The organism is Nostoc sp. (assembly GCF_036917415.1).
Taxonomy (GTDB): domain Bacteria; phylum Cyanobacteriota; class Cyanobacteriia; order Cyanobacteriales; family Nostocaceae; genus Nostoc.
Genome location: NZ_JBALDJ010000080.1, coordinates 14,583 through 31,829 on the forward strand (window position 1 = coordinate 14,583; position 17,247 = coordinate 31,829).

The following is a 17,247-nucleotide window of genomic DNA, read 5'->3' on the forward strand; positions in this document are numbered from 1 at the left end:
TACTGATAAAATCTCTTGATTCTGACTCTTGAATTCTGACTTCTGAATTCTTCTCTAATCCTCATTATCTGGCAACTTTTCGATTTCTTCACTAATTAGCGTCTGAAAATCTTCGTCACAATGATTATGCAGATGAACTACACCAGCTAGGAGTTCTGCTAGAATTTCAGCTTGTTGGTTCGCAGTTAAATTAGTTAACTGTAACTGGTTAACTAATGCTTGTACTTTCAGGCATTCTATACCTAATTCAGCAATCAAGGTACTGAGGGTTGAATTGGTTATTGCAAGAGGGCGGTCGCTAATCTGCATATTTATTGTCCCAATCTTTTACGTGCTTGTTGGATTGCCTTATCAAAAGCACGAATCTCTTTTTGCCAATGCTTAATTAGACCTTCGTCAGCAAAACTCTTTTCTGATTCCAGTCTAATCTTTTCTTGATGTTCAGTAATTCATTGAGCTAAAGATTCAATTGCCTTTTGATGGTGCTTTTTACCCATTACTTAGAACGATAGGCAACGCGGAGACTTTGGATTAAAATCACCAGAGATGCGATCGCCATTAACCCGCCCCAAAACCAGTAAGGTAAAAGCAAATATCGCTGCATTTGCGCTGTATCAGAAATTCCAAGGGGCCCAGCAGAACTACTAAATAGATAATCAAGTTGATGGTACGTACTTATACAAGCTTGTACACCCAAAAATTGAATGACAAACCCTTGCAGCCAGCGAGGTGCTCTTAAGGCAATACCTAAGATTATTAACCCTAGTAAGGGAATTGCCACCAATCCAAACCAGGAACGCACCCAAATTAATGTGGACAACAGCAAAAAACTTCCTAAAATTTTCAAACAGAGGGTTGCTGCTGTAAAACTGCGGGAAGCCAGAATCAAAGCTGCACCAGCAAGAGGCGGCCCCATTGGCCCGGCTGCGGCGATTATTGCCGGGACAATTGGCCCCAACGACGACTGGATGCCATAAGTTGCGACACCAGAACCATTGCTAAAAATCTGCAACTTCTGAAACTGTCCCCCTAATAGCAGTGCCATTAAACCGTGACCCATTTCATGAAACCAAGTTGCCAAAATTGTAAATGGGTATAAGATATAATTCCCTCCTGGTACTTGCCACAATAAAGCAGTTGCGATCGCTGCTGCAACTAGCCAGGTTAGCCCCATACGTTCAACAACTGGCGGGGCTTCTTTGGCGAGCAAGGGTTCATAATTTTTACTTGGTTCCCTCATAGGTCACTCATTGGCAGTGTATTTCCATCCATCCTAGTGTAATTATTAAAGTAATGGAGTTGCCAGACAGTGCAACAATTCGCACCTTGAAGCGACGGCTGTCAACTATGGCGCTATCAAGAACAACATAGTTATCCGTCGCTTATCTGATGCAGTTCATTTGTTTCTCCTCCAAAATGGATGCCGGAGGATGGGCAGAAAATACTTAGACTGATGTCACAATCGATCGAGAATCAGTTAAGCAAGTTGAAAGAGGAATGTCATCAAGTCTCCTTTACCCAAGCTGATGCGATCGCCTGGTCGCAAGCGATGACGGTTCCCTGGTAAAAGTGGCAAATTATTGATGTAAGTGCCATTAGAACTTCCCACATCCTCTACATAATGAGCATCTCCCTCGACGCGAATATCTGCATGAATCCGCGAGACAATTTCGGAATTGGGAAATCCTGAAACATCTATATCTGGAGGAATCCGGTCATTGGGCTTGCCGATATGAATCACAGAGAAATTTTGCGGCAATTCAATTAAGCGATCGCTTTGAACGTGGATTAACCGTGCTGTAACCTGCTGCAATTGCGTTCTGGCAGCAGTTCCAGTTGGTGTTGGTTCCACAGGTGGTGGAGTTGGAATACTACTTTGTCCAGAGACTACGGGTTGAGCTACAACATTTGGCACTGGCTCTGGGGGGCTGCTTACTGTAACAGGTACCTGTGGCGCTGGTTCTGGGGGAACTGCCACCTCTGTTGGTGGTAAAGATGATTCGGGAGGACGGGAGTTAGTAGAACCGCTTATTCCCAAGGCATCTGGTTGTAAAAGTTCTAACAGTGGATCGGGTGGAACTAACGCTGGCACTTCCACAGGAATATCGGGAGTTACTGTTGCAGCTACTGCGGTATGAACGTGTGGAACACCTGCGGAGTGAAGGTTATAGCCACACTGACCGCAGAATGCAGCATCTGCCTGCACAGTTGCCCCACAACTGGGGCAATTAGTAGTCGCAGGTAACGGTGTATAACAAGCTTCACATTGGACAGCGCCGTCAGGGTTGGGATGATTGCAATTAGGGCAGACGATCATCGATATTTAGCCTTTGTTCAAGATCATCATAAATATAGTTAGGACTGGCAAGCGGAGGGCGGCCCTAGATTTAGATTCTAGCAATTACTGCTAATGGAACGATGAATTGGATACTCTTACACGGGGAAGGGGAGCAGGGGAGGCAGGGGAGGCAGGGGAGGCAGGGGAGGCAGGGGAGGCAGGGGAGGCAGGGGAGCAGGGAGCAGGGAGCAGGGAGCAGGGGGGAATTATTGAACAAGTCTCTCCCTTATCTCCCCCCTCTTCCTTGTCTACCTTGTCTCTTCTTAATGCCCTGTTTGGCCAATGCCCAATGCCCGATTGTTCAATGTTGAAGTTCCAAACCTGCTGCCGCATCCAGCAGCCACCAAAGTTCTCCTTGAGGCTGAATTAAGCGAGATGGGTAAGTAAAGTCATCAGCTACAGGTGCAAAGACTTGCGCTAAAGCTGGTCGTTTATTAGCACCAGCAACCAGAAAAATCACGCTACGAGCAGAGTTGATGAAGGGATATGTGAAACTTATCCTGGGGTTTCCGTCTTTGTTACCTACAGTGACGAGGCGATCGCGTACTTTAAGAGCCTCTGTGTGGGGAAACAAAGATGCGGTATGTGCATCATCACCCATTCCTAGTAATACTACATCCAAAGGGGGAAACTCGACACCAAAAGAATTAAAAAACTCTTTAAGATGTTGTTCGTACTTGGCAGCAGCCAGTTCTGGATTGGCTTCTAAAGTTGGTACGGTGTGAATGTTAGCCGCTGGGATATCAACGCGATCTAACCACGCACGACGCGTCATCAGTTCATTGCTATCGGGGTGATCTGGTGGTACGTAACGCTCATCCCCCCAGAATATATGAATTTTATCCCAAGGCAGTTTTTGAGTAGCGATTGCTTCGTATAACGGTTTAGGTGTACTGCCACCAGACAAGGCGATGGTAAACCGCCCCCGCTGCTCAATGGCAGTTTCTAACTTAGACAAGATTAATTCTAGCGCTCGTGCAACCAGCGCTGGCTGATCTGGTAGAACTTCAACGGTTTTGTTCATGGTTTCATCTTCATATTGCTGGCTTCTGGCAATACAATACCGAACTTATTACAATCCCCCTTTTTAACTTTTGAAACATTTAACATCGTGGATTAGGTCAGCTGGAAAAACGTAGACGCACCTCCGATCGCCTTTAACGGTAAATTGTCAGTAGTGAGTCGTACTAACTACTAGATACTTTCATGATTATTTTTATTTACATCCAGTTACTTGATACTTGGTTGATTAACGCCACAGAGGATACATTTATTAATTCTTATTAAAAGTTAATAAAACTAATTAATTACAAATAACGCTTCCCAGTCAGCGATCGCTTCACGTTGGGCAATTAACAATTCTTGAATTCCTTTTTGGGCGACATCTAGCAGTTGATCTAACTGGGTGCGGCTAAAGCTGCCTTCTTCGGCTGTTCCTTGGACTTCAATGATTCCCAGGTGTTGATTCATCACCACATTAAAATCTACTGTTGCAGCCACATCTTCAATATAATTTAGATCCAAAAATGGCTTTCCCTCCAGTAATCCTACGGAAACTGCTGCAACCTGTCCACACAAAGGCGATCGCTCCAACACGCCCTCTTGCAATAATTTAGAAATCGCATGAGCTAACGCCACAAACGAGCCTGTAATGGCTGTTGTCCGAGTTCCAGCATCTGCTTGCAACACATCAGCATCCACAGTCAGCGTGCGTTCTCCCAGTGCCTCAAAATCCACTGCTGCGCGTAAGCTGCGTCCAATTAAACGTTGAATTTCTTGGGTCCGTCCAGATAGTTTCAATAATTCTCTTTCTTGGCGTTTTTGGGTAGCAGATGGTAGCATCCGGTACTCAGCAGTTAGCCAGCCTTTACCAGTTCCTTCAAGAAACTTCGGAACTCCCTTATTAACGCTAACAGTACAAAGTACCTGAGTATCACCGCATCTTGCAAGAACAGAACCGGGGGCAAAGCGGGTGAAACTGGGGTGAAAACTGATCGGACGTAGTTCGTAGGGAATCCGACCGTCAGGACGCTGCCAAGCCATTGGAGTTGCCTCAAGTTTTACAATAAATACTGCCTTAAGATTACCTTAGTGTTGCAAATACATCATTTGAGGGCATTGGGCATTGGGCATTGGGAAGAATTCTTCCTAACTCCTAACTCCCCCACTCAGCACTCAGCACTCAGCACTCTTCTAAGGAACTGAAAGCAGAGTCAAAATATTTTGCTGCACTATCTCTGGTGATTGGTCGCCGTTGATGGTCAACAAGCAGCGACGACGGTCGTAATATTCTAGGATGGGAATGGTGCGATCGTAGAACAATTCTACACGGCGCTGCACGATTTCTGGTTGGTCATCTGGTAGTGATCGCCCCAAGGATCGACTAACCATCACTGCTTCCGGGACTTGGAGATAAATTGCCCAATCTAGCTTTTGCCCTAAATCATCCAATAAAAAATCTAATTCTTCAGCTTGGAACGCAGTACGGGGATAGCCTTCTAACACCCAATCGCAGTTAATGTCTGGTTGTCTGAGGCGTATTCGGATCAATTCAATAATCATTTCGTCTGGAACTAACTCCCCTTTTTGCATATAGGGCTGTGCGTGGTAGCCTAGTTCATTCAAGCTAGCGTAAACCGAAAGAGAAGTCCGGGGATCGGCTTCCAACCATCGAAATTCCGGCAGGGGCTGATTGCCAGATATTGCTAACCGTAAAATCTCACCTATAGAAATCAGAGGAATATCAAAGTATCTGCAAAGCCTTTGTGCTTGAGTGCTTTTCCCCGATCCTGAACCTCCCAGAATCACCAATCTCACAACAATTTACTCCTCATCCTCTCAAATTCCTTACTTGCTAAGTCTGTTTTGCCCAAACAACCGACAAATCTAACATTTAGCGATTTTCAGGCGTTCTGCCTAGCTTTTTTAAATAATTCGAGCTGTAACTCTGATGTTTTCATTTTTACAATTTATTTCAGAGAAAAGACGAAAATTTACAGCGGTTAGCGGTTTTATAAAATACATCTAGAGACGTTACATACAACGTTTCTACAAGCTTTCGGGTTTTGTCTATGTACTTCATTTACCTGAAATATGCCGTAAATCAAAATAACTCTTGACTTCAATACAAACCTAGTGTTTGACTAAGAATGCAATTTGCCAAATCCACCACACCTGTGAAAAACAGATTGATTATACAGGCAAATTTGTCAGTTTCACTGCTAGTAATAACCCTTTCCTTATTGTATTTTTTTGAACTTAACTTTATGGTTGCCCAACTAGAAACTCAAAGTATCAATTCAACCCTAACCCTACCATATACAGTTGAAGGACTAGTGCAAGTTTTCACTAGTTCCCATCGCAACTTTTTTACGAGCGTGATGGCTCAATCACTGAGAATAGCTGGACAAGGAACGCCAGTATTAATAGTGCAGTTTCTCAAAGGAGGTATTCGCCAAGGACAAGATCGACCTATACAATTAGGACAAAATTTAGATTGGATTCGCTGTGATTTGCCTCGTTGTATCGATACACCACATTTAGACGATACAGAAAACCAAGCTTTACAAAAGTTGTGGCAATATACACAACAAGTTGTGTGTGCGAGCAAGTATTCTCTCGTGGTGTTAGATGAGTTAAGTTTAGCGATTAACTTTGGTTTAATTTCGGAAACGGAAGTTTTAGCATTTTTGGCAAAACGCCCTCCCCACGTCGATATTATTCTCACAGGTCCAGAGATGCCCAAATCTCTTCTTGATGTAGCAGATCAAATTACAGAAATCCGTCGGAGTTATCGACCTTAAACAATTTCAGGATTTGAGATTTTGGATGTAATAATCTTCAATCAGAGGTGTGTTAAAGTTCGTGAACACACCTTACTGTTCTAGCTACAGATGTCGGATTGAGGAGAAATTGAGCAGCTTGGTGTGCCGTTACTTGAGATAAGTGAATCTGTTTAAGGGTAACTAGATTTTCATTCACAAAGGAATCTCTCACCAAGGCTTTCTCGCCGCTATTGAAAGAAGTTTCATAAAACACTTCCTTAATTCCTGCGGAGATAATTAATTTCAAACAAGACAGACAAGGTTCTAGAGTAACGTAAATACTTGCACCATCTGTAGAAGTCCCATGCTTTGCTGCTTGTGCGATCGCATTTGCTTCTGCGTGTACAGCCCTTGATGGTAAAGTTTTACTAGCATCACAGCTACTTAATCCCGGATAGCAGTATCCTTGAGCCGTACAATGGGCCGAACCCGATGGTGAGCCATTGTAACCTGTTGCTACGACCTGCTTGTTTTTCACAATCACAGCACCCACTGGAAAGGCTAAACACGTTGAGCGAGTTGCTGCAAGTTTAGCCAACATCAAAAAGTATTCATCCCATGTTGGTCTTTGATGAGGTTCATCGTTTAGGGAAATATTTTGCATAATCTATCAATTTCAAACTTTATTCTACTGCTTTGCTGACAACGGAAACTATGGATGTTCTGGGTTCCACTTATCCAAAATATTTTTAAGCTGATTCAAAGCATCTTCATGATTGTGAAACTGTATTTCAGCAATCACAGTGGGAATGCCGCGTGGAAATCTTGATATTTTTTTACCTGTTTCGTATAGAAGAATAATAGGAATGTTGTTTGTCTCTGCGAAAGCTAACTCCATTCCAACACCAAAGGATAGTGAACCAAGGTAAGCAATAACTAAGTCCGAATTGCTGACTTGATACTTATCTTGGTCAAAAACTTCACGAGGACTAATCTCAGGATTATTTACTGGATCAGTTTGTTTGTGTGGAACATAAGCTTGAAGACCAATTTCTTCGCAAAGGAAACCAATTTTTTCATAAAGTGCCTTAGACTCTGCTGGATTCTCTACATTAGTTAGCGCACCAGATACATATATTGTGTGCATATTTAATAGCTACCTTACATTAAAAATAAAATTACATTTTATTTTAAATTATTGATTAATGTTTTTCTCAAAAAGTATACTAATTTCTTCTGAAAATATAATCTATTTTATATTTTAAGTTAAATGTTATTATTCAATTATAATAGTATTATGGCTCTATTGTTTATTAAACAGACCTTTATCAATAATTACTATTAATTGTAAATAAAATATTTTTTAAAGCGAAGATATCTTATTACTTATTTAAAGGTGTATTTACTGTTTTGTTCGGTTCGGTTCGTGTCTCTGGAATGGGAGTTTTAACTCTTTGAAATAATGGAATTCCTGCAAATATTGCTGATAATAAGGTTCCTATTGCAGCAACTGCTGCCCATTTCGCTGATGTATCTTGTCCAAGAATACTTAGCAATGTTTCATGAACACTAATTTTAAGTTTTTTATACTCCTCTGACTCCAGCATAAGTTTCCTTAGTAAATCTGTATCGCCTGTCATCCAACTATGTTCTTTTCTATTGAAAAAATCATCAATTTCATTACGATTAGGCAAACCAATAAGAATATCAAGTCTTGCAGGTCTATCTGTATTGCGGTTACTTGATGACTTAGAACTTAATTTTTCAATAGCCAAATAGGCAATTGGCTGATTCACATCTCTTACATTAATTCTAAGCATTTCATCTGAAATGTTATGAAGGGCTATACAAAGAACACCTGACCAATAAGGATTTACTCGCGTACCAATGTGTCCCATACCTTTCGAGACTAGCCCAACCATTGAGTAAAGTGGGCCACGAAAGTAGCCACTGAGGTAAACAGCTTCATCAGTCCATACTAAGGCAGTATCTCTTGGAGGTATGTAGAAAAACTTCTGTTCCTCATCTGGCTTACTTGTCTTTAGTTCTGTTTGAATAGTCAAACGTTGCTTTTGTCCAATCGCGTATGCATATTCACTAGCAGTTAAACATAAATCACAAGCCCTTATACTATCTGGCTTGAGAGGATAAAAAAGTATACCTTTACTAAGTTCCCTAACAATATCCCGATCGCTCAAGACTGACATCCAAATACTCCCTAATTCCACAAACCAATAGAATTTTCCACAAAGACATCCGATGTAGTTATAAAGTCAAGCACATCGTGTCAGTAGCTAAATAGGACACTCTGACTGTCTTGAAGAAAAGGCTACTTTGATTACACGTATTTTAATTTATATTCTGGTGTGTTGCAAATTACTTTATATATTTAGCACGGAGATATCCACCTTAGTATTGCTGTTTATTTATATGAATTACAGTTTTTTCGCTTACTGATCCTGAATATAAGACTTGCAAGTTTTAATACAGTTACTAGCCTTTTGCAGTTCAATACCTAAATAACCAGTATGTTCAGGTTGAATTGCTGGAGAGGTAGCACAAATCTCTCTTAGTAGGCTGAGGGGGTTTTTTCCACGATAAGACTTAATCACCTCACCACTACCAGGGGTTGTGTGAGTAATGACTATCTCTTTGCCATCAACCTCAATTACGAAATTGCCAGAGGGGTCATAATAGTTACGCTGATTAAAAATTGCAGCGTATTGATTTGCAATTAGCCTTTCTGCATTGTCCCAGGTATCATCATATATATGAGCAGACTGACTAATAGTTATGAGTGGTCCCATTTTCAAGTCATACTCACAACGTTGAGCAATTTCATCCCTAATATGTTGTTGCAAAGCCCTCAATCCCATTGCATTTGCAGGCCAGGCGGCAAACATATCATTACTTCTAAAAGTTGCAGTTAGTGATAATTCATTATCAACCACTCTCAACCAAATATGATTAAGACAAGGGCTACCACCTTTTTCATGGTCTTTTACATCCCATAAGTTCATCACTGCACTAGCAGCATCAATTTCTCCAATTAACTTCTGAATCACCTGGTCAATTTGGTCACGCTCAAACCAGGAACGTAAACGTTGACCATATGTATATTTCAACCCTTCCCTAGAAGGTGCATCATCTAAAATCTGCGAAACGTATTCTTCAAGAAAAGGAGGGTCAATTGGCAAATAATTCGGCTCAGGAAAAAAAAAGTCAGCAGGTTCATCAGTAATAATTGCCATTAAATCAATTAATTCTTGCCATTGCCCATCATAGCCAGTTGGTCTAATTGTTCCTGTTGTTTTAATCCGATGAATGATTTTTACCCAAGTTTCTGCTATAGTCTTACCCTCAATTCTGTGACCGTATCTCGGTCCAGGTAAGATAGTTGGTTCAACAGTAGGCATAAGAAAATTTAAGCGCAAACCCCATGCAGCAAGCGCTTTCTGTTGGGCATATGACTTAACTAGACTAACGGCTTCAGAGATGGATTTGGTTTCGTGATACTTTATTGACTCCCGCAAGTCTTCTAAAGCACTAGCTTCCACTTGAAGATCAATATATCCAGGGATAGGGGAGCGAATTACCCAGCAACGCAACCCAGTATCACACACACCTTCTTCAAAGCCATCGCGGAAAAAGTCCAGCAAGCATTGACACGCACCTGCGTTATTGTCTTCTTTAGTAGCGTTTAGAACTACTAAATACCTAACGTGAGGATTATACAGTAAATTGCGAATTAGTAAGTTTATCCCACGGGTAGGCGAGTATAGTTGCCCAATTACAGCATACTCTTCGGGTTGCAGGTGTTTAGCGATCGCCTGCTTTACTGTCCATCCTGTGATCACTGCCGTCTGACCTAGGCCATAAATAAGCTGGTTGGGCTTGTGCAGTGCTTTGTACTCAAATTGGGTTGCCTTACCCGTTGCTGTCATGATTGGCTAAAAATAAAAAATTAACAATCTTTTATTTTATCACTAAATCTAAATTGGTACTAGTTTCCTAGAAAGTAGGCTTTGGAATTTTACTTAACATGATAAATTAATATGTTTGCTTTACAAATATTAATATCTTTGTTACAGTTATTTACATAAAGAGAAGACAGGGGAAAATCCATGCGTACAAGCACTGCTATCATTGACGACCAAGGCAAACTGAACAACTTTGCAATCGAGCCAAAAGTTTATATAGATGAGCAAGGCGATCGCACTGGTTTCACTCCCTATGCAGAAATGCTCAACGGTCGTTTAGCAATGATTGGTTTTGTCTCTCTGATAGCATTAGAAGTATTTACAGGACACGGTATTGTTGGTGTTTTGGCAAGTCTGTAAAAACTAATTTATTTAACATAACTCTCAAAAAATGATAGGAGACGGTAATTTTACCGTCTCTTAATTTATGGAAAACTTAGTGCTAGAGTGAAAATATACTGATAACAAAAGCCGTTAGTTGTCAGCGTAAAAATATTGGGTGAACTATGGCTTTAACTGCTTCAACTATGTTGCCGCTAGGCACTAAAGCACCAGATTTTAATCTACCGGAAGTAGTATCTGGAAAGGCAACTTCACTTTCTACCTTTGCAGATAAAAAAGCACTGTTGGTAATGTTTATTTGTCGGCATTGCCCGTTTGTAAAACACGTCCAAAAAGAATTAGTGCAGTTAGGAAGAGATTATTTTACAAGTGATTTAGCGATCGTTGCCATCAGTGCCAACGATGCAAAGAATTACCCAGATGATGCGCCAGAGTCGTTACAAGCATTTTCTACAGAACAAGGGTTAAATTTTACCTTATGCTACGACGAGAGCCAGGAAACGGCAAAAGCTTACACAGCAGCTTGCACGCCAGATTTTTTTGTATTTGATGGCGATCGCCAACTTGTTTATCGGGGACAATTAGATGATAGCCGCCCCAGTAATGGTAAACCCGTAACAGGTGCAGATTTACGCGCAGCCATTGAAGCAGTGCTAGCGGGTAAACCTGTTACAAGCGAGCAAAAGCCGAGTGTTGGTTGCAATATTAAATGGAAACCTGGAAACCAACCTAGTTATTTTGGTTAAGAAGGATTGGGCATTGGGCATGAGGCATTGTAAAAACTTTTCCCTACTCCCTACTCCCTACTGCCCACGACTATTAATGTTTAATTTCCAAATTCAGTATGTAGCATCCTAATTGGACTTTTTCTGCCCACAATTCATATTCCAGCCGCAAATTCTCTGGCAAGGGATGTCCGTTGAGAGTTAGGCTACGAGTAAAATTTCGTAAACGAATGGGATCGTTAGGTTGTAATGACTCAGTTGGCAACCAATAGCGACTAATGCCATAAACGCCCTGTTCCCAAAAATGACGGTAACTCACTTGAGCATTACCTTGCATAGTCATGATGACTCGGTAAGGGGATATCTCCAGCCACAAAATTCTGGGACTGTTAGGGGCGTAAGCTTTGCTCTTACTTTGGGGAAGTGTGTCTTCTGGACTTATGACACTCTCTACTTCGCAGCTAATTAAGGGTGGTGCGGTCATTAGTAAATGAAATCGATCAGTATCTTTTTGATACAATGTCGCGGCAGTTTCGACAACAGACCAGATTGGTAGGTCAGTAGAAATAAGTGATAAGCACACGGGCTTGCGGTGATGGGTCAGCATGGGAGCGATAAGGGCTAAAAGCTATTGAACAAAATGAAATGAACACTCTAGCTGTCTAATAGGTCGGGGTAGGAAACTAAATAGTAAAACAGGCTTAATATTAATGAATCCGCTGATTTGTTAATAAGCTACACAAATCTGGATGAAACAGGTAGAATGTCAGCTTACACAGCAAAAACGGTATTTTTATCTAGAGAAAGCTAATTCGTAAGTAAAGCTTGTAAATATTCTAAGGCTATAGCTTCAAAACAGTGGCAGTCGTTTTAGAGGGTAAGAAACCTTTTTGAGGGAGACTTACCGTAGATTGGAGTAAGTTTCATACAGCCAAAAGCGATAGGATACTAAGCAGGAAGTCACCAGAAGCGACAAACTAAGTCGCTGATGAACTTCCGGTGTATTCAAATGCCAGTGTATCCTAATGTCGGCTTCTGTTATAACCGTAGAAACTCACGAAAACCTTTCTCACCAAAATATTGCTGAGTAAAAAGTAAAATTCATTGACTCAGCAATACTTTGGTCTGCCCATTGCGCGTCTGGCAGAGAAGAAAGAGGAAAGTTGGAGAAACGTGATAAATCGCCGTCTCTACAGAAAATTTATTCGTCAATTATTTCTTGACAGACTACTAGTACCCCAAGGCGGAATTCAAAATTCAAAATTCAAAATTAATACAGCGCAAGCGTTTCATTGATTTTGAATGGGTGGTTTATTTACGCCGAACTGTACTAGTTTGTCGATCAGATCCGATTTTTGCCTGCTAACAAATTAGCGATCGCAGTACTAATTGGTTGACATCTCGGTAATCATTGGCTTGGAAAAAGGACAAAAAAAGTGGCTCTACAATCAGCAGAACCACCAAAGCTTTTGCAAATCTGTTATAAATTAACGAACTGCCCCTTGAGCAGAAACAGTATCAATCGGTTTCATCAGGTACAGCCGCAATAACTGCCAGCCATTGGAGATGTAAAGTGGCAGTTTTTGGAAGAATTGCAGGAATTTGGGAGTGTTGGAGTTAGCGATCGCACCCAGCTTTTGGTTATTGCTTATACAAGTATCCAAGCGCTGATAAAACTCTGGATTCTCTACATCCAGCATCAATGGGAATACCCGACCTGCATTTTCGTTGGTCTTCTGAATTACATGGATATCGTATTCTCGTGCATCCAATCCGAGGGTGGCATAAAAGTCCTTGCGTTGGATGTCATTGAGATACATTGTCGCAAATACCGACAACAGGAAGAACCGACTCCACAGCCGTGCTTTCCAATCATCCAACATTTGCGGCTGAGATTTCATGACCGCATCAAAGAAATCGCCGTGACGGTTTTCATCTTGACACCAGTTTTCAAAGAACCGGAAGATTGGATAAACCCGGTCTTCGGGATGTGCTTCTAAATGGCGATAAATGGTGATGTAGCGCCAATAACCAATTTTCTCAGAAAGATAAGTAGCGTAGAAGATGAATTTCGGTTTAAAGAAGGTATAACTGCGACTCTTAGTCAAAAACCCTAAATCTAGGGACAGATTAAAGTCCGACAAAGCTTTGTTCAAAAAGCCAGCGTGACGCGCTTCATCCCGTGACATCAGGTTAAAACACTCAGCCAAAACAGGGTTTTTGCCTTTCAAGCGACGACCAAGTTCTTTATACAGCAAAAAGCCGGAAAACTCTGCCGTACAGGAACGTTCTAGAAATTCAACGAACAATCGACGAGTTTCCCCGTCAATATGATCCCAGGATTGTTCAAACTCGGCATCCCGAACAAAGTGGTGGCGGTTGTAGTCAGTGCGGAACTCTTCAAGAATGGCTCTTAACTCATCTTCGTTGACGGAGATATCCATCCGTGCCATTTCATCAAAATCGGTAGTATAAAACCGAGGTGTTAACAGGGTTTCTTTTGCCGGGACTTTAATCCCTGGCCGGATTTCTTCAAAGCCTGGTTTTTTGAGGGAATCTACCATGTCTTGATTTCTCTTTCGTCTTTATTATCTTAAGTAGACCTTTCGGGTGACGCTCCTACGTCTCTACCGCCACGGTAACGGCAGTTCCTCATAAAGGAAACCACGCCAGTTGCTTCAAGTCGGCAGAGCCGCCCAACGCACTGGCTCCCGTTGGCGCTAGCCTCTCCCTTTAGGAAAAGACCCGACTGCCTGACCAGAAATGCTCTGGCAAACCGCAACAGCCCACAATAATCGAATTGTATAAAGTTCAGTCTACCAAGGTGCGGGTGAGAAATTTGTAAGCAAAACATTAAGAGTTGCAACAATCATTCAATATTTGCGGAATCAAAAATCGCAGATTGGTAGTCAAATAAATGTAGTTGAATGAGCAGCATTATTTTGATCGAGTGGAGTAGCACTTACCTCTTGATTCTCAAAGCACTACTATCTCAGTAATTTTCTGTGGTTGTTACTAAAATAAATTCATAGGGTTCTATTAATACGTTGAGCAGCTTAAAATTAACAATCCATGATTAGCATAATTACTGAAAAATCATAAGTGCTTTAGTGATATCTTACACTCTTATTAATAACTAGAGATTGGACAATGCGCACAACTTCAAATCAGAGTTGCAGCGAACAGTAGTGGACACTACGAAAATTGCTAGCAAGCAACTTATGCACGATCTAAATATGGCTATTAGTACTTAGTATAAAAAATAGATTGGCAAACCTATTTTAAACAACAAGAGTAAATCCAAAGGTTGAAAACAAGATGAATCTTGAAAACAATCAGCAGCAAAAAGACCGACTTCTTGTCTCTTATATCTTGTGTGCAGTCGGATTTATGGGGGTGGGAGGATTGCACCGTTTCTACAATGGCAAGATCGGAACTGGTTTGTTATGGCTGTTGACTGGTGGCGTGTTTGGTATAGGGCAATTTGTGGATTTGTTCTTTATCCCTAACATAGTTGACGAATACGAATACAATTTGAGATTAAAAGCGGGTGTCTCTCCCTTTGGTGTGCCGTTGAATCAAGCAGTGGTTGCTTCTCAAATCTACCGTCCAACAGGCAACCAACTCATGGTGAAACTGATTGAAGCGGCGGAAAACAAGGGTGGTATTTTAACTGTCACTCAAGGCGTAAAGTTCACGGGAGCTAGCTTTGCTGAAGTGGAAGCTACACTCAAAGAGATGTATAAATCAGGTTATGTAAAAATTGATAACGACCCCAATACTGGAGCCGTTACCTACCATTTCCACGAACTTTAATTGTCATTTGTCATTTGTCATTTGTCATTTGTCATTTGTCCTTTGTTAAAAACTAATGACCAATGACCAATGACTAATTTCTACCTAACCACTTTTGACCGTCCAAGCGCTGAACTAAGCCATATACCAATAAATCAAGGGTAATTTTGCGTTCATCGATTAGGAATGACTCAAGAGTGCTGGGTTTTTTGCCTTCATTACAAGAAAATCCCTTTTTCCCTTGAATATCTTCTTCGGGGAAATACAGGTTAAACTGACGCTTACCAATTTCTGACCAACTGCCGATAATTTGCCAGCATTCTTCGGCGGATTCAAAGCCAGTAATTGGCATCTTCTGCTTGGCAAAAGACACCTGTAAATCTTGTACGCCTTTTTGAGCGATCGCTTTTTGTAAAGCTGGCAAGTAGTCTTGCTCAATGAACTCTACAAATGGCTTATCTTCAACAGCTGGGGCTTTTTCCTTTTTAGGGGCTTTAGCTGCGGCGGGTTTTTCTCCTGTTGCGTCGGCGGCGGGTTTTTCTCCTGTTGCGGCTTTAGCTGCGGCGGCGGGTTTTTCTCGCTTGGGTGATGCAGGAGCTGGTTTAGCAGCATTGGGATTATCTTCGGGGTTTGCGGCTTTAGGATCTGGCGCGTTGGCAGTAGGAATGTCTGTGGCTTCGGGCGAGTCTGTACTAGGAGCGTGTTCTTCAGCCACACTGGGAGCTTGCTTGTCAACAGTGCTGGGAGCTACTTCTCCCGCTTGATTGTGATTGGTTGGGTCTGCCATTGCTCAGGTCAATCCTTTAATCTAGCTTTGGGAGCGATCGCTCACCTTGATGTATCGGGTATTTTTATTTTGACATACTAGTACTGCAAGGCGGAATTCGGAATTCGGAATTCTTATATTGTAAGGATTTCATTTATTTAGGATGGGTGGTTTACTTCAGCCATGCTGTACCAATGCAACACAGCAAAAATAACTGTAAGTAAGTCGGCACAATAAAACCAAACTATGTGAAGAAAGATTAACTAGGCTAAAACTCTCTTCCCTCCTGCCTCCTGCCCTCTGCCTTCTGCCTTCTGCCTTATCTCAACGATAAATTTTCCCACCCACCTACTTACAGTTAGAAATAATGCAAAGGCTTAGGATATAAGCTTTTTTACCCACCGCCTCCTTCAAATCCCTTTGAATCCCATACCAGTTTCTACCTGTTGCTGTGCTGGAGTAGAACTCACTTTGTCAGATGCAATGCTAGAAGTCTGACGCCTGCTACCAACTTGGCTCAAGAATATGCCTACTAAAATCAAGCTACCACCAATATATTGAGGTCGGGTAGGGGCTTCACCCAAAATTAAATAGGCTGCTATAATTCCCACAATTGGGCCAAATGAGCTAACCAAGGAAGCCATAGAAGCAGTAGAAGTTTTCAAGCCTTTAATCCAAAAAGACTGGCCTAGCACCACAATCAACCCGCCATAAAGAAACATCCACTGCCACAAGAATGGTGAGAGGACACCAGCGAAATGATCCCTACCATAGAGGATTAAAGCAAAAAAGAAAAAGATTACAGTTCCTAGTGCAGTCCGAAAAATGCTATAGATTCCCAAAGGAATCTGCGAAAGGTGTTTCTTGCTAATAATCGTAGAAGCGGCTATAGCCACAGATGCGGCTGCGGCCAAAAGTTCCCCTATGCCTAAACCGAAACCTCCCATGTTCATCATGGTTTCTGTTGGAGGCTGAAGGATAATAGTTAGGATAACACCAACAAAAGCTGCGATCGCACCAAAAAATTCCCAAATATTTACCCGTTCTCTCAATAACCAGACTGATAAAGCCAGAGTTAGAGGCGGTTCCAAGCGTCCCACTAAGATGACATTGTTCACCCCTGTAAGTGCCAGTGCCTGGAAAATTAAGCCAGGGGCTAACGCTCCTAATAAAATAGCTACTGCCGTTAGACTGACCCAATCTTTGCTTGAAAGTTGCTTCAAAGTAGCTTTGTTCCACTGCCGCCCATAGATGAGGATCAGAAGTATCAAGGCGCAAAGGTTTCCGACGAATAAAACATTACACAAAGAAATCGGATTGCGATTACCGATCAGATGTTGAGCACCAATTTCTGTTAGCTTCCGAGTAACGGCGCTAGATGCTCCAAAAATTAGCATTGCTAGCCAGAGATATGTTTGTCCCGAAATTCTATGGATTTGGCGATGTGGTCTTTTGGGTCTAGTCACAATAACATCACTGCAATGAAAGCATTGCTCATCATATTAAGTTACTTTCACGCACTTCAAAATGAGGTTTT

General features: G+C 41.7%; 18 protein-coding genes. 4 read left to right on the forward strand and 14 right to left on the reverse strand.

Features of this window, described 5'->3' with window-relative positions; all coding sequences use genetic code 11:
• Positions 1–54 precede the first annotated feature (54 nt).
• The 6 genes from V7K41_RS17200 to V7K41_RS17225 form a co-directional block, all read right to left on the reverse strand.
• Positions 55–309 carry a hypothetical protein gene (locus V7K41_RS17200; protein WP_334850011.1) on the reverse strand — a complete coding sequence of 85 codons (255 nt, stop codon included), beginning with the start codon at positions 307–309 and terminating at the stop codon, positions 55–57.
• A 187-nt stretch (positions 310–496) separates the two neighbouring features.
• The gene (locus tag V7K41_RS17205; RefSeq protein WP_334850013.1) at positions 497–1,240 is read right to left on the reverse strand and encodes a M50 family metallopeptidase; all 744 of its coding nucleotides are present in this window, start codon (positions 1,238–1,240) and stop codon (positions 497–499) included.
• 237 nt (positions 1,241–1,477) lie between these two features.
• Positions 1,478–2,317, reverse strand: a complete 840-nt coding sequence (locus V7K41_RS17210) for an FHA domain-containing protein (protein WP_334850015.1) — start codon at positions 2,315–2,317, stop codon at positions 1,478–1,480.
• Positions 2,318–2,639: 322 nt separating this feature from the next.
• The gene (gene pgl, locus V7K41_RS17215) at positions 2,640–3,362 is read right to left on the reverse strand and encodes a 6-phosphogluconolactonase (protein WP_334850017.1); all 723 of its coding nucleotides are present in this window, start codon (positions 3,360–3,362) and stop codon (positions 2,640–2,642) included.
• A gap of 275 nt (positions 3,363–3,637) precedes the next feature.
• A complete protein-coding gene (gene rph, locus V7K41_RS17220; RefSeq protein WP_334850019.1) occupies positions 3,638–4,381 on the reverse strand; it encodes a ribonuclease PH in 744 nt (247 codons plus the stop codon).
• Between the two features lie 150 nt (positions 4,382–4,531).
• The gene (locus tag V7K41_RS17225; RefSeq protein ID WP_334850020.1) at positions 4,532–5,155 is read right to left on the reverse strand and encodes an adenylate kinase family protein; all 624 of its coding nucleotides are present in this window, start codon (positions 5,153–5,155) and stop codon (positions 4,532–4,534) included.
• 449 nt (positions 5,156–5,604) lie between these two features.
• Here V7K41_RS17225 and V7K41_RS17230 point away from each other — a divergent pair, with 449 nt between their 5' ends.
• Complete coding sequence (locus tag V7K41_RS17230; RefSeq protein ID WP_334850022.1) at positions 5,605–6,141, forward strand: P-loop NTPase family protein; 537 nt, start codon at positions 5,605–5,607, stop codon at positions 6,139–6,141.
• Between the two features lie 52 nt (positions 6,142–6,193).
• Here V7K41_RS17230 and V7K41_RS17235 read toward each other — a convergent pair whose 3' ends face one another.
• From V7K41_RS17235 to V7K41_RS17250, 4 genes are all read right to left on the reverse strand, one after another.
• Complete coding sequence (locus V7K41_RS17235) at positions 6,194–6,766, reverse strand: deoxycytidylate deaminase (RefSeq protein ID WP_334850024.1); 573 nt, start codon at positions 6,764–6,766, stop codon at positions 6,194–6,196.
• Positions 6,767–6,814: 48 nt separating this feature from the next.
• Complete coding sequence (locus V7K41_RS17240; RefSeq protein ID WP_334850026.1) at positions 6,815–7,249, reverse strand: nucleoside 2-deoxyribosyltransferase; 435 nt, start codon at positions 7,247–7,249, stop codon at positions 6,815–6,817.
• A 235-nt stretch (positions 7,250–7,484) separates the two neighbouring features.
• The gene (locus tag V7K41_RS17245) at positions 7,485–8,309 is read right to left on the reverse strand and encodes a hypothetical protein (protein WP_334850028.1); all 825 of its coding nucleotides are present in this window, start codon (positions 8,307–8,309) and stop codon (positions 7,485–7,487) included.
• Between the two features lie 243 nt (positions 8,310–8,552).
• Positions 8,553–10,046 (reverse strand): thymidylate synthase, encoded by a 1,494-nt coding sequence (locus V7K41_RS17250; RefSeq protein WP_334850030.1) that lies wholly within the window; start codon positions 10,044–10,046, stop codon positions 8,553–8,555.
• A 180-nt stretch (positions 10,047–10,226) separates the two neighbouring features.
• Here V7K41_RS17250 and V7K41_RS17255 point away from each other — a divergent pair, with 180 nt between their 5' ends.
• Together V7K41_RS17255 and V7K41_RS17260 are read left to right on the forward strand one after the other, a co-directional pair.
• Complete coding sequence (locus tag V7K41_RS17255) at positions 10,227–10,442, forward strand: chlorophyll a/b-binding protein (protein WP_094348273.1); 216 nt, start codon at positions 10,227–10,229, stop codon at positions 10,440–10,442.
• 146 nt (positions 10,443–10,588) lie between these two features.
• Complete coding sequence (locus V7K41_RS17260) at positions 10,589–11,170, forward strand: thioredoxin family protein (RefSeq protein WP_334850032.1); 582 nt, start codon at positions 10,589–10,591, stop codon at positions 11,168–11,170.
• 73 nt (positions 11,171–11,243) lie between these two features.
• On the opposite strand, the gene V7K41_RS17265 is transcribed toward V7K41_RS17260, so the two are convergent.
• Positions 11,244–11,756 carry a hypothetical protein gene (locus V7K41_RS17265; protein WP_094348271.1) on the reverse strand — a complete coding sequence of 171 codons (513 nt, stop codon included), beginning with the start codon at positions 11,754–11,756 and terminating at the stop codon, positions 11,244–11,246.
• Positions 11,757–12,636: 880 nt separating this feature from the next.
• Entirely contained in the window at positions 12,637–13,713 is a 1,077-nt protein-coding gene (gene acsF / locus V7K41_RS17270) for a magnesium-protoporphyrin IX monomethyl ester (oxidative) cyclase (RefSeq protein ID WP_334850034.1), read from the reverse strand.
• A gap of 754 nt (positions 13,714–14,467) precedes the next feature.
• On the opposite strand from acsF, the gene V7K41_RS17275 reads away from it, so the two are divergent.
• A complete protein-coding gene (locus V7K41_RS17275; RefSeq protein ID WP_334850036.1) occupies positions 14,468–14,965 on the forward strand; it encodes a TM2 domain-containing protein in 498 nt (165 codons plus the stop codon).
• A 73-nt stretch (positions 14,966–15,038) separates the two neighbouring features.
• On the opposite strand, the gene V7K41_RS17280 is transcribed toward V7K41_RS17275, so the two are convergent.
• A complete protein-coding gene (locus V7K41_RS17280; RefSeq protein WP_334850038.1) occupies positions 15,039–15,731 on the reverse strand; it encodes a DUF2996 domain-containing protein in 693 nt (230 codons plus the stop codon).
• 389 nt (positions 15,732–16,120) lie between these two features.
• Positions 16,121–17,176: a DMT family transporter gene (locus V7K41_RS17285; protein ID WP_334850040.1), complete on the reverse strand. Its 1,056-nt coding sequence runs from the start codon at positions 17,174–17,176 to the stop codon at positions 16,121–16,123.
• Positions 17,177–17,247: the final 71 nt, after the last annotated feature.